Here is an 11,969-nt window from a genome sequence, read left to right as displayed (position 1 = left end):
GACCCACCGGTTCACGGACGGGGTGCCTCACGGACGGGGTACCGCCGTCAGGGGCGCGGGGGTACCCCGTCCGGTGTGCCCGGGGCGGAGGGCGTGCCCGGGCGGCACGGCGTCCGCGGGGGGTACGGCGTCCCCCCGGTGTGGGGGGTCCCTCGGGTGCGGGGCGTCCCCTGGTGGAACCACAGCAGCCACTCCCCCGAGCCGGGCTCGCGGCGCCACAGCGAGGTGCGGTGCACGGTGCGGTCGCCCTCGTCGGTGTCCCAGCGCAGGTGTACGAGGTCGGGGGCGAGCCGGGTCGCGGTCATGGCCGTGACCCGGCTCGGCGTGTCGTCGGGGCCGGTCGCGGGCGCGAGCACGGCGGCGACCGAGGCGCGGTCCCAGAGCCGTCCCGAGGCGCCGATCTCGTGGAACTCCGGGTGCAGGTCGCGCAGGAGGGCGGCCGGATCGCGGCGCACCTCGGGGCGGAGCATCCGCAGCTCGCGGGCGACCACCTCGGCGAGGCAGGGATCATCCGGGTCGGGGCGGCTTCCCCGCCGTGCGTCGGCTGTCATGGGCCCGTATCCTCCTCCGCCCGCTCCGCGAGGGCGAGGAGTTTGTTCGCCGTGTTCCACGTGCGGGTCGTCGTGAAGAGGCCGGGGAGGCGGGCGGGGCGCAGGAGTTCGGTCGCGAGCGTGGAGCGGCTGATGCCGTCCGGGGTGTGCAGGTAGAGGACGCGGTCGCCGATGCGGTAGTCGTCGGGGGCGTGGGCGGCGGGGTCGAGGTCGGCGAAGCGGGCGGGGTCCGCGGGGCCGGAGAGGAAGACGAGCTGGAGCCGCGAGGCGTGGAAGGTGCCTTCGGGGTACGGGTTCGCCGCGAGCGCCGCGCGCAGCCGTACCGTGTCGAGCACGAGGACCGGGACGGCGAAGCCGAACTCCCGCTCAAGGAGCGCGGCAAGCTCGGCGGCGTGTTCCTCGGGCGGGCGCGGCACGCCCGGCACGAACACGATGTTCCCGCTGTTGAGGTGGGTCCGTACGGCCCGGTGCCCGAGCCCGGCGGCCAGTTCGCGCAGTCGCGCCATCGGCACCTTGTGCGCCGTCCCCACGTTCACGCCCCGCAGCAGGGCGATCGAAGCACTCGTCATGCCCCGCACCGTAACCACCGCCACCGACAACGGCCGGGGAACGCCGCTGCCCCCGGTGCCGCGGGGCGGCCGGGGGCAGCGGCGGAGCGCGACCGCGGCGGCGGGGGCCGGGAGGGCGCGTCGGCAGGGCTCAGGAGGGCGAGTGCGGCGACCGCGGACCTTCCCGCTCGCCGCGCTGCGCCGGTACCTGCGTACCGAGGGGGACGGTCTGCCCCTCCTGCCACCGGCCCTCTCCCTGCCGCTCCGGCGCTCCGTGCTGCTCCGGCGCTCCGTGCTGCTCCTGGTACTCCTGCTGCCCCTGCTGCCCCTGCTGCCCCTGGTAGGGGGCGCCGGTGGCGTCGGCGACCTGCGCGAGCTGTTCCTCGGCGAGGGCCGGGGGCGGCAGCGGTATGGACTCCAGGGTGCGGCCGAAGTCGCGCGTGGAGAGCAGCAGTTTGTAGACGATGGCCAGTTCGAAGACGAGCATGAGCGCCGCGGAGACGAGCGTGGCGCCGAGGACCACGTCGAAGAGCGGCCCGACGATGAAGACACCCATCTGGAACTCGATGCCGCTCACGAGGTGCGGGCGGACGCGGTGGCGCAGAAGGGCGGAGCGGATACGCAGGTAGAAGGGGAACTTCCTGCGGAACTCCTGCTGAAGGTCGATGACCTGCTTCGCCGCGGCCGGGGAGGCGTCCTCCTCGCTCTGCCCGTCCGCGCCGGGCAGACCGGAGCCCGAGGGGTCCTTGACCGTCGGATCCTGCTCGTCGAGGTCCCCGGAGCCTGGCAGGCCGACCGCCCGGCCCGCGGCCGGGGCCTCGCCCCGTTCCTCGGAGCCGTCCTCGTCGGGGTCGGCGGGCACGGTCGCACCGGCCGCGCGGTTGAGGTCCTGCTCGATGTCGGCCTCGGGGTTGGCACGCAGCAGGTCCTCCATGAAGGCGAGCTGTTCGCTGTTCTGCGCCTTGCGCGCCGCACGCATCCTGGCCTTGATCTGCCGCCGCATGGTGAGGCGGGTCTTGAAGGTCTCCAGCGCGTTGATGTACCGCAGCGCGTCGCAGAAGACGACGAGCACGGCGAGCCAGATGTAGAGGGTGTTGTCGCTGCGGTGGTACTGGCCCCACATGAGCGCCACGGCACAGGCGGCGACACGGATGCGGTCGAAGATGTAGTCGAGCCACGCGCCGAAGACGGAGCCGCGCCCGGTGAGGCGGGCGACCTTCCCGTCCATGCAGTCGAGGACGAAGCTGAAGTGGTAGACGACCGCGCCGAGAACGATCCACTGCCAGTCGCCGAGCGCGAAGAGCGCCGCGGAGCCGAGGCCGAGCACCAGCGCGGCCCACGTGATCTGGTTCGGCGTGATGCGGGTGTAGCGGGCGGTGAGCCGGACGAGAGGGGTCGCGAGCGGGTCGACCAGCAGGACGGTCCACCACGCGTCGCGCTTCTTCTGCACGAGCTTGCGCACTTCGCGCACCGGCGGGGTGCTGCGGCGGTCGTACGGTGCGGGGCGGCCCCGCACCGGCGCGGCGGCCTGGCCCGGCGCGACCGGAGTGGGGTGGGGTGCCGCTCCGTCGCCTGGAGATGTGGGGGTCGCGGGAGCGAGCGTTTCGTGCTCGTGAGGCATTCTCGGTTTCCTGCCCGTTGCGGAAAGTTCACCTCACGTTAGGGACGGGTTCGGCCGAGAAACAAGGGTCTCCAGGTGCAACCCTCAGGTCACCCCGAAGGTCTCCCGGCCCGATCGCGCATTTTCCGTGCACAACTTCTTCATATTTCGCGCGCGTTTATTGGCGCGTTATCGGTTGGGCACCCCGTTGTTATTCGACGGGCGGAACGAATCCCGGCCCGGACGCGTCACCGGATCCGCCGCCGGACTCGCCGCCGGACCCGCCACCTGTCGCGTTGTACCGCAGGAGGTACGCCGCGAAGCGGTCGAGATCAGCAGCGCCCCAGTCGGCGAGGCGCTGCCGAAAGGCCTCCCGCCGCGCGTCGTTCACCTGCGCGAGCACCTCCTCGCCATGAGCGGTCAAGTGCAGCACATGCACCCGCGCGTCCACGGGGTCGGCGCTGCGCGCCACGAGCCCGGCCCGTTCGAGAACGGAAATCTGGCGACTGATGGTCGACTTGTCGAGCAGGTAATGCGTGGCCAGGTCCGTGGCGCGGCAACCCGGCTGATATTCGACATGACTGAGCAGCGTGAAGGAGACGAGCGACAATTCGGGGTGCATATGCGCCGCGATCCCCCTGGCCCTGCGCGCAAAGGCCGTCATTTCGCGCTGAATGATCTCCAGGGCGGCATCCCTGTCCTGCGCCACGTACCCCACCTCACCCTGCGCCACGCACTCGACGTATCCGAGGAACCCGACGGCGACGCACTCGGCGTACCTCACGTCGCCCGATTGGTTGTATAGTACAACGTAAGCACATGGTTGCATTTGCCAACCACCCCGTTCGTCGTCGCCCGTCCCCGGCACGGCGCGGTTCCACAGGAGTACTCCCGATGAGTTCAGCCGAAGCCCCGGCGCCCAGCAGGGCCCGCGATCTGGCAGCGGCCCGCCATGTCCTGGTCCATCTGCTGACCCCGATGCTGATGTGTGTCGGGATGGGCCTCGCCTATCTCGGCGCCTTCGTCAATCCCTCGCCGCACCACATGCCGGTCGCCGTCGTCGGCGCGGGCCCGAGCACCGCGGCGCTCGCGCAGACGATCCACGACAAGGCAGCGGCGGCGGGCGAGTCCCTCGACGTACGCACCGTGCCCGACCGGGAAGCGGCGCACCATCTGCTCATGGAGCGGCAGCTCTCCGGCGCCTTCGTCCCCTCGGACACGGCACCCGAGCTGCTCGTCGCGAGCACGAACGCCGATACGAGCGCCACGGTGGCCGAGAAGGTCTTCACACCGCTGGCCACCGCCCAGGACAAGCCGCTCAAGGTCACCGATCTCGCCCCGCCCGCCCACGGCGATCCCACGGGGCAGGGCGTCTTCTTCTTCCTCGTCGCCGTGAGCATCGGTTCCTACGCCTCCGTCGCTGTGCTCGGCGGGGCCGGTGCCGTGCTGCGGATGCGCGCCAGGGCCGCCTTCGTCGTCGTGACGTCCTTCGCCGTGAGCCTCATCGGCGCCGCGCTCGCCGGGCCCGTCTTCCACGTCGTCTCGCACGGGTTGTGGGGGGTGTGGGGCATGGCCTGGCTGTACTCGGCCGGCATCCTCTTCCTCGGCGTGGGCCTGCACACCTTCCTGAAGCGGTGGACGACGCTCACGATGATGGTCCTCTTCGTGATGCTGAACTTCACGACGTCCGGCGGGCTGTACCGTCCCGAGCTGCTCAACGGCTTCTTCGGCGCACTGCACTCCTTCTGGAACGGTGCGGGCCTCGTCGAGGGTCTGCGCAGTCTCGTCTACTTCGACCACGTCGGCCTGAGCCGTCACGTGCTCACACTGGTCGCCTGGCTCGTCGTGGGCCTGCTCGCGACGACGGCGGCGGGCCTGTACGAGCGACGCCGCCGCCGCGCCGCCCTCGCGGCGACCTCGGAGCCTCCCCACCACCACGCGGCCGCACGGGCGAAGAACGAGACGCCGGAGGAGCACGAGGAGCGGGAGGAGGAGATGGACGAGTCGGTGGGAGTCTGACTCCGCACCACCTCGGCCACGCGCCACGCCGGGCCGCCGCCCCGGCCAAAGCGGGTGGCTTGGCCACCCCGGCCACCCAAGCCACCTCGGCCACCCCGGCCACCCCGGGCCGATTGAGCCGCCCGGGGGCCCAGGCGCCAGGTGCTCGGCTGGTCGGGGCGCTCGGCCTGCGCGGGGCGCTCGGGGCGCCAGGCCTGCTCGGCTGACTCGGCCTGCCTGGGGCGCTCGGCCTGCTCGGGGTGCTCAGCCTGCTCGGGGTGCTCGGGGCGCCAGGCCTGCGCGGCCTGTGGATAACTTCGATGAACCCGCACACGGTCTCACTCGAAACGGTGAGGTGTTGTGCGGGTTCGTCGGGGTTATCCACAGATCTCTTGGGGTGGCGGGGGTGGGGGTGGGGGATTTGGGAGACTGGTATAGGGGTCGCCCCCCGGGCGGGAGGGGGCTGTCACGGGTACCGGTGTCACGGGTTCCGGCGTCACAGGCACCGCCGCCACAGGCACCGCCGCCACAGACACCGCCGCCACGGCTATCACCGCCGCCATCGCTACCACCCCCCTCACCACCCGCCCCCCGCCCCACCGCTCCCCCATCTCACCCCACCGCCTCCGCCCCCACCCCGTCCCGCCGCGCCCCGCCCCGCCCCGCCCCCCGTCAGGGGTCCCGCCCCGCCACCCGCGGCGGCCCGGTGGGAAACTGGGGGCGGGCGTCCCTGAGCAGGCGGGCGCGGTGAGCACGGTACGGCGGCCCCCGGCAGGGCCCGGCACGGGAGGCGGACGATGGACGAGGCACGGGCGCGCGAGGTGCTGGGCGCGGCAGGGCTCGACGCGGGCGCGGAGCTGATGATGCTCGGCGAGAACGCGGTCTTCGCCTCGGGGGACCTCGTCATCAAGGTCGGGCGGGCCCCCGAACTCCTCGAACGGGCACAGCTCGCGCTCCGCATCGCGGACTGGCTCAAGGAGAACGGCGTCCCCGCCGTGCGCGCCGCGCGCTCCGAGCCGCTGCTTGTCGAAGGGCACCCCGTCACGCTGTGGGAGCGGCTGCCCGAGGCGAGCAGGCCGGCGACCCCCGCCGACCTCGCGACCCTCCTGCGTCAGGTCCACGCGCTGCCCGCCCCGTCCTTCGCCCTGCCCCGGCGCGAACTCCTCGGCGGCGTCGAGCGCTGGCTCCGCCTCGCCGGGGACGCGATCGACCCGGCGGACGCCGCCTTCCTGCGCGAGCGCCGCGACGGCTTCGCTCCTGCCGCCGCGGCGCTCACCCCGCACCTGGCCCCCGGCCCGATCCACGGCGACGCGCTCCCGCGCAACGTACTCGCCGGGCCCGAAGGCCCCGTCCTCTCCGACCTGGAGACCTTCTCCTTCGACCTGCGCGAGCACGACCTGGTCGTGATGGACCTCTCGCGCGACCGCTACGGTCTCCCCGCCGCTGCCTACGAGGACTTCGTGCGGACCTACGGCTGGGACGTACGCGAGTGGGAGGGGCGGCTCACGCTGCGCGGCGCGCGCGAGACGGCCAGCTGTGCGTGGGTGGCCCAGCACGCCCCGTCGAACCCGGCGGCACTCGCCGAGTTCCGACGCCGCGTGAACTCCCTGCGGGACGGCGACACCACGGTGCGCTGGTACCCCTTCTGAGTCCGAGGCAAGGCGCCGCCCCGAGTGAGGCGTCCTGGGCGAGACACCGCCCGGCCGCAGCGTCCGGCCAAGGCACCGCCCGGCAGCAGCCCCCTGGGCGGACACTGCCGAGGCGCAGCCCCCTGGGCGAGGCGCAGCCCGGGCGAGCCGCCCCGCCCCGGCCGCCCGCAGCCCCGCCCCTCAGCCACGGCACCGCGCGCCAACCGCCCCCGCGGCCTCACCCCTCAGCCGCGCCACCCCACACGCCCCAGCCTCAGCCGCCCCGCCTCACCGACCCCGAACACCCCACACACCACCAACCGCACCCCGCACCCCACACCCCGCACTCACGTCACCTCGGCCCACGCCCCGACACACCCCACGCCCTCCGCGCGCCCCCGCCTCACGCCGCAGTCCGCTGCCTCGGGATCACCGGCCATGCCCCCTCCACCACCGCGTCCGGCTTCGTGCGGCGCAGGTACTCCTGGAGGCTCGCCGACTGGCGGGCAGCGGCGTCGACCTGGAGGCGGTGCAGCTCGGCGGGGGGCAGGGCGCCTATGCGGGGGTGGTGGGCGCCGAGGCTGCGGGCGAGGAGCGTCGCGGCGAGGGCGTCGGAGCGGGCGTCGTGGGCGGTGTCCAGGCTGACGCCGTAGTGGGCGCACAGGGCGGCCAGGACGCGGCTGCCCCTGCGGTACCGGTCGGCGTGCTTGTCGAGCACGAGCGGGTCGATCACCGGGGCCGGCTCCGCGCCGAGTTCCTCCGCGAGCGCGGGCACGCCGTGGCGGCGGCACTCGCGGTCGAGGAGGGAGAGGTCGTAGCGCGCGTTCATCACCACGAGCGGGGTCCCCGCCCGCAGTTCGGTGGCGAGCGCCGCGGTGATCTCGGCGACGGCGCCGCGGGCCGGGGCGCCGTCGGCGCGGGCGCGGGCGGTCGGGATGCCGTGGATCGCGGTCGCCTCGGCGGGGATCTCGACGCCCGGGTCGAGCAGCCACGTACGGGCGTGCGTGACGGCTCCGGAGGCGTCGAGGCGTATCACGGCGGCGGTGACGATGCGGTCGTGCTCGACGTCGGTGCCCGTGGTCTCCAGGTCGAAGCCGGTCAGCGGCCCCTCGTACCAGGTCATGTGTGTCTCCCTCGGGTGTTCGGCGACGTGTCCCCCCGTCCGGGCGCCGCGTGGTCCCCACCTTCGCACGCGCCTGTGACAGTGCCCCCGTACCCCTGTGAAGCCCCCGCGAGGCCGCCTCAGGACACGGGCCGCGCGTCCGCCCACGCCGATTCGAACTCCTCGCGGTACGTGTCGAAGAGGCCTCCCTCGCCGTCACCGCCCGCACCGCGTACGAGGCGCCCCCCGCCCCGCACCACCAGGACGGGGGACTCCATGCCCCGTGCCCGGCGCAGGTACGGCTGGACGACCGCGACGCCGTCGGCGGTGTCGCCGTCGACGAGGTAGGCGTTGGAGCGCGGGGTCTCGTCGATGACCTGTATCTCGAAGGCCCCCGGGTCGCGCAGCCGGGCCCTCACACGGCGCATGTGGAGGATGTTCATCTCGACGCTGCGGCTCATCTCGCCGCGCTTGAGGCCGAGTTCGCGCTCACGGCGCTTGACGGCGCTGCTCGCGGGGTTGAGGAAGAGGAGCCGGGTGCGGCAGCCCTCCTCGGCGAGGCGGACGAGGCGGCGCCCGGAGAAGTTCTGTACGAGGAGATTGAGGCCGATGCCCATCGCGTCGAGCCTGCGGGCCCCGGCGAAGAGGTCCTCGGCGGGGAACTGCCGCAGGAGGCGTACGCGGTCGGGGTGGACGGCGACGACGTCCGCGTACCTGTCGCCGACGAGGTCCTCGACGGCGTCGACGGGGAGGCGGCGGGTGGAGGGCACGCCCGTCCCGGCCGAGAGCATGTCGAGGAGCCTGGCCGAGGCGCGCTCCGCCTGCGCGAGGACGCTCGGGTTCAGGGCGCGGTTGCGCGAGACGACGTTGCGCGCGACCTCCAGTTCGTCGAGCGCCAGCTCCACGTCCCTGCGGTCGTCGAAGTACGGCTCGAAGCAGGGCCAGTGGCTGACCATCAGCTCACGGAGCTGGGGCAGCGTGAGGAAGCTGAGCACGTTGTCGTCGGCGGGGTCGAGGAGGTAGCCCTTGCGGCGGCTGACCTCGCGCACCGCGATGGCGCGCTGCACCCACTCCTGCCCCGCGGGTCCCGCCGCCGCCGTCACCCAGTCCTCGCCGTGCACCGGCACGTACACGGGGCGCAGCACCGCGGCGACGACGGCACGCAGCCGTTGTTCGACCAGATTGAGCCATACGTAGACGCGGCCGGCGCGCTGGGCCCTGGTGCGGACCTCTTCCCACTCCTTGGGGCCCCAGTCCAGCTCGGGACCTATCTGCGGGGAGACGTCCACGGTGCCCGTGAGCGGGACCGGTGGGGGCGGGCGGTCCGCCGTGGAGCCCTCCGCGCCGCCGCCTTCGCCAGGTGGCAGCTCCAGCCCTCCCGACACCCGCACACCGCCCCTTCGTCCCACTTCCGCGGCGTCCGCCGCCCCTGTTCAACGATCAAGGAAGACTACTCCGGACGGGGGCCCGGGTGCAGCCGGAGGCCACGGCTCCCTTTTGCCGGGGAAGGGCCCTGGTACGGCCGCGGAGCGGGGTGCGGACAGGGCGTGTACGGCGGGCGGAGGCGGGGTGAGCGGGGCGGGGAGGGCTTGCGGGGATCACCTGACCGGCGGTGTACAGACGGAGCCGGTCCGCCCCGGGGCCGTACCGATCTCGCCATAATCGCTCATCAGGCTGAATTTTCGACGGCGGACTTGACGCTCCCGCACCCGGTCCGACGCCCCCGGCCCGCCCCTCGCCTCCCCACGGCCCGTCCGGGACACCTCCGGCGCGCGGCCCCGCGCCTCCCCGCACCGGTCCCGACGCCTCTCCGCCCCGTCCCGACGCCCCCGCACCCGCACCCGCACCCGCACCCGCACCCGCACCCGGCCACCCCACGCCCCCCGCCCCGCCACCACGCCCTCCGCCCCGCCGCACTCCCGCCCCCGCGCGCCCTGCGCCCGCGCGCCCTGCGCCCGCGCGCCCTGCGCCCCCACGCGCCCCGCCCGCCCCATGCGCCCCGCCCCACCCTCTCCGGCCCCGCCCGAATGCCCCCCGTGCCCCCTCTTCCCCGCGGAGCCCGTTCGTACGTCGGTGTGGTCGCGGCCTCCGCGGGACAGAAGTCCTACGGGAGCGGCCCCTCTTCCGGGAGACTCGGGCCCACGGTGGCCCTTCCCTCGGGCCGGAAACGGAAGAGTCGAGTTCATGCAGCTCTGGCCAGGTGAGGCATATCCGCTCGGCGCCACGTACGACGGCGCCGGGACGAACTTCGCGGTCTTCTCGGAGGCCGCCGACCGTATCGAGCTGTGCCTGCTCCACGACGACGGCTCGGAGAGCGCGGTGGAGCTGCGCGAGTCCGACGCCTTCGTGCGGCACGCCTACCTGCCCGGGGTGATGCCGGGTCAGCGCTACGGCTTCCGCGTGCACGGCCCGTACGAGCCGGCGCGCGGCCAGCGGTGCAACGCGGCGAAGCTCCTCCTCGACCCGTACGCGAAGGCGATCAGCGGCTCGGTCGACTGGGGCGAGGCGGTGTACGGGTACCACTTCGGCGCGCCCGACAAGCGCAACGATCTCGACTCGGCCCCGTACACGATGGCCTCCGTCGTCGTGAACCCGTACTTCGACTGGGGCGACGACCGCCCCCCGCGCACCGACTACCACCGCACGGTGCTGTACGAGGCCCACGTCAAGGGCCTGACGATGCGCCATCCCGATCTGCCCGACGAGCTGCGCGGCACCTACGCGGCGCTCGCGCATCCCGCGATCATCGGACACCTGACCGAGCTGGGCGTCACCGCGCTCGAACTCATGCCGGTGCACCAGTTCGTCAACGACCACAGGCTGGCGGACGCGGGGCTCGCGAACTACTGGGGCTACAACACGATCGGTTTCTTCGCCCCGCACAACACATACGCCTCCTGGGGCGACCGGGGCCAGCAGGTCCTGGAGTTCAAGTCGGCGGTACGGGCGCTGCACGAGGCGGGCATCGAGGTGATCCTCGACGTCGTCTACAACCACACGGCCGAGGGCAACCACCTGGGCCCCACGCTCTCCTTCCGCGGCCTCGACAACGCCTCGTACTACCGGCTCACCGAGGACCCGAAGTACTACATGGACACGACGGGCACGGGGAACTCGCTGCTCATGCGGTCCCCGCACGTCCTCCAGATGATCATGGACTCGCTGCGGTACTGGGTCACGGACATGCATGTGGACGGTTTCCGCTTCGACCTCGCGGCGACGCTCGCGCGGCAGTTCCACGAGGTGGACAGGCTCTCGTCCTTCTTCGACCTCGTGCAGCAGGACCCGGTCGTCAGCCAGGTCAAGCTCATCGCCGAGCCGTGGGACGTCGGCGAGGGCGGGTACCAGGTGGGGAACTTCCCGCCGATGTGGACGGAGTGGAACGGCAAGTACCGCGACACGGTGCGTGACCTGTGGCGCGGGGAGCCGCGCACGCTCGCCGAGTTCGCCGGGCGCCTGACCGGCTCGTCCGACCTCTACCAGGACGACGGGCGCCGTCCGCTCGCCTCGATCAACTTCGTCACGTGCCACGACGGCTTCACGCTGCGCGACCTCGTCTCGTACAACGAGAAGCACAACGCGGCGAACGGGGAGGACAACAGGGACGGCGAGAGCCACAACCGCTCGTGGAACTGCGGCGCCGAGGGCGAGACCGACGATCCGGAGGTCACCGAGCTGCGGGCCCGGCAGATGCGCAATTTCCTCGCGACGCTCATGCTCTCGCAGGGCGTCCCGATGCTGAGTCACGGCGACGAGTTCGGGCGCACGCAGGGCGGCAACAACAACGCGTACTGCCAGGACAACGAGCTGTCCTGGGTCAAGTGGCCGGAGGACGAGGGCGAGGAGACGGCACTCGCCGCGTTCACGCGCGCGATGGTGTGGCTGCGCCGCGACCACCCGGTCTTCCGGCGCCGCCGCTTCTTCCACGGCCGCCCGGTCGAGGGCACGCACGACGAGCTGTCCGACATCGCGTGGTTCACGCCCGAGGGCGGCGAGATGACGCGCGCCGACTGGGACGGCGCGACCGCGAGCGCGATGACCGTCTTCCTCAACGGCAACGCGATCTCGGAGCCGGGCCCGCGCGGCGAGCGCATCCAGGACGACTCCTTCCTCCTCATGTTCAACGCCTCGCCGCAGGACCTCGATTTCGTCATCCCGGTCCATCACGGCAAGGAATGGCAGGTCGTCGTCGACACCTCGCGCGCGGACGGCCTCCCGCCGGGCACGGGCGTCAAGGCGGGCGCGGGCCAGCGGCTCGAACTGAAGGACCGGAGCCTGGTGGTGCTCCAGCGTCCCGCGTGACGCGGCACGGCCGGTCGGGGGGGGGGGGACGGGGACGCTGACGGGGACGGGGACACGTCACGTACGCGGACGGGGACGCGGACGGGGACGGGGACGGGGACGCGGACGGGGACACGTACGCGGACGGGGCGGCGTTACGGCTACGGGGCGACCCGCGTCGCACGGCGCCCGGCCCCCGCACTCCCGCCGCCTTCCTCCCCCCTTCCCTCCTTCCCCGTTCCCCCGTTCCCGTTCACCCGT

The 11,969-nt window shown here is 73.1% G+C and carries 9 protein-coding genes; 3 read left to right on the top strand and 6 right to left on the bottom strand.

Annotated elements, in window-relative coordinates; genetic code table 11:
• Nucleotides 1-47 precede the first annotated feature (47 nt).
• The 4 genes from ACQYWQ_RS25455 to ACQYWQ_RS25440 form a co-directional block, all read right to left on the bottom strand.
• Nucleotides 48-551 carry a DUF4440 domain-containing protein gene (locus ACQYWQ_RS25455; RefSeq protein ID WP_431037773.1) on the bottom strand — a complete coding sequence of 168 codons (504 nt, stop codon included), beginning with the start codon at nt 549-551 and terminating at the stop codon, nt 48-50.
• A complete protein-coding gene (locus ACQYWQ_RS25450) occupies nt 548-1,120 on the bottom strand; it encodes a DUF1697 domain-containing protein (protein WP_431037772.1) in 573 nt (190 codons plus the stop codon). The genes ACQYWQ_RS25455 and ACQYWQ_RS25450 overlap by 4 nt, the downstream gene beginning before the upstream one ends.
• A gap of 130 nt (nt 1,121-1,250) precedes the next feature.
• Nucleotides 1,251-2,720, bottom strand: coding sequence for a CDP-alcohol phosphatidyltransferase family protein (locus ACQYWQ_RS25445; protein ID WP_431037770.1), 1,470 nt, complete (start codon nt 2,718-2,720; stop codon nt 1,251-1,253).
• Nucleotides 2,721-2,910: 190 nt separating this feature from the next.
• Nucleotides 2,911-3,363 carry a MarR family winged helix-turn-helix transcriptional regulator gene (locus ACQYWQ_RS25440; protein WP_431039342.1) on the bottom strand — a complete coding sequence of 151 codons (453 nt, stop codon included), beginning with the start codon at nt 3,361-3,363 and terminating at the stop codon, nt 2,911-2,913.
• Nucleotides 3,364-3,593: 230 nt separating this feature from the next.
• On the opposite strand from ACQYWQ_RS25440, the gene ACQYWQ_RS25435 reads away from it, so the two are divergent.
• Both ACQYWQ_RS25435 and ACQYWQ_RS25430 read left to right on the top strand, forming a co-directional pair.
• Nucleotides 3,594-4,718: a hypothetical protein gene (locus tag ACQYWQ_RS25435; protein WP_431037768.1), complete on the top strand. Its 1,125-nt coding sequence runs from the start codon at nt 3,594-3,596 to the stop codon at nt 4,716-4,718.
• Nucleotides 4,719-5,494: 776 nt separating this feature from the next.
• Nucleotides 5,495-6,346 carry a phosphotransferase enzyme family protein gene (locus ACQYWQ_RS25430; protein WP_431037767.1) on the top strand — a complete coding sequence of 284 codons (852 nt, stop codon included), beginning with the start codon at nt 5,495-5,497 and terminating at the stop codon, nt 6,344-6,346.
• Between the two features lie 382 nt (nt 6,347-6,728).
• Here the strand turns inward: ACQYWQ_RS25430 and ACQYWQ_RS25425 are convergent, their stop codons facing one another.
• Entirely contained in the window at nt 6,729-7,448 is a 720-nt protein-coding gene (locus tag ACQYWQ_RS25425) for a 3'-5' exonuclease (protein WP_431037765.1), read from the bottom strand.
• 119 nt (nt 7,449-7,567) lie between these two features.
• Nucleotides 7,568-8,812 (bottom strand): SAV2148 family HEPN domain-containing protein, encoded by a 1,245-nt coding sequence (locus ACQYWQ_RS25420; protein ID WP_431037764.1) that lies wholly within the window; start codon nt 8,810-8,812, stop codon nt 7,568-7,570.
• Between the two features lie 799 nt (nt 8,813-9,611).
• On the opposite strand from ACQYWQ_RS25420, the gene glgX reads away from it, so the two are divergent.
• On the top strand, nt 9,612-11,729 hold the full coding sequence (gene glgX / locus ACQYWQ_RS25415; RefSeq protein ID WP_431037763.1) for a glycogen debranching protein GlgX: 2,118 nt from the start codon (nt 9,612-9,614) through the stop codon (nt 11,727-11,729).
• Nucleotides 11,730-11,969: the final 240 nt, after the last annotated feature.

The organism is Streptomyces sp. P6-2-1 (assembly GCF_050613165.1).
Taxonomy (GTDB): Bacteria; Actinomycetota; Actinomycetes; order Streptomycetales; family Streptomycetaceae; genus Streptomyces.
Note: the sequence above shows the minus strand (reverse complement) of the source record. Positions and strands in the feature narration are given on the sequence as shown.

What these genes read in the sequence shown, in the direction of transcription:
- ACQYWQ_RS25455 (WP_431037773.1), bottom strand. Translation starts at nt 551, where the DNA reads ATGACAGCCGACGCACGGCGGGGAAGCCGCCCCGACCCGGATGATCCC.
- ACQYWQ_RS25450 (WP_431037772.1), bottom strand. Translation starts at nt 1,120, where the DNA reads ATGACGAGTGCTTCGATCGCCCTGCTGCGGGGCGTGAACGTGGGGACG.
- ACQYWQ_RS25445 (WP_431037770.1), bottom strand. Translation starts at nt 2,720, where the DNA reads ATGCCTCACGAGCACGAAACGCTCGCTCCCGCGACCCCCACATCTCCA.
- ACQYWQ_RS25440 (WP_431039342.1), bottom strand. Translation starts at nt 3,363, where the DNA reads ATGACGGCCTTTGCGCGCAGGGCCAGGGGGATCGCGGCGCATATGCAC.
- ACQYWQ_RS25435 (WP_431037768.1), top strand. Translation starts at nt 3,594, where the DNA reads ATGAGTTCAGCCGAAGCCCCGGCGCCCAGCAGGGCCCGCGATCTGGCA.
- ACQYWQ_RS25430 (WP_431037767.1), top strand. Translation starts at nt 5,495, where the DNA reads ATGGACGAGGCACGGGCGCGCGAGGTGCTGGGCGCGGCAGGGCTCGAC.
- ACQYWQ_RS25425 (WP_431037765.1), bottom strand. Translation starts at nt 7,448, where the DNA reads ATGACCTGGTACGAGGGGCCGCTGACCGGCTTCGACCTGGAGACCACG.
- glgX (WP_431037763.1), top strand. Translation starts at nt 9,612, where the DNA reads ATGCAGCTCTGGCCAGGTGAGGCATATCCGCTCGGCGCCACGTACGAC.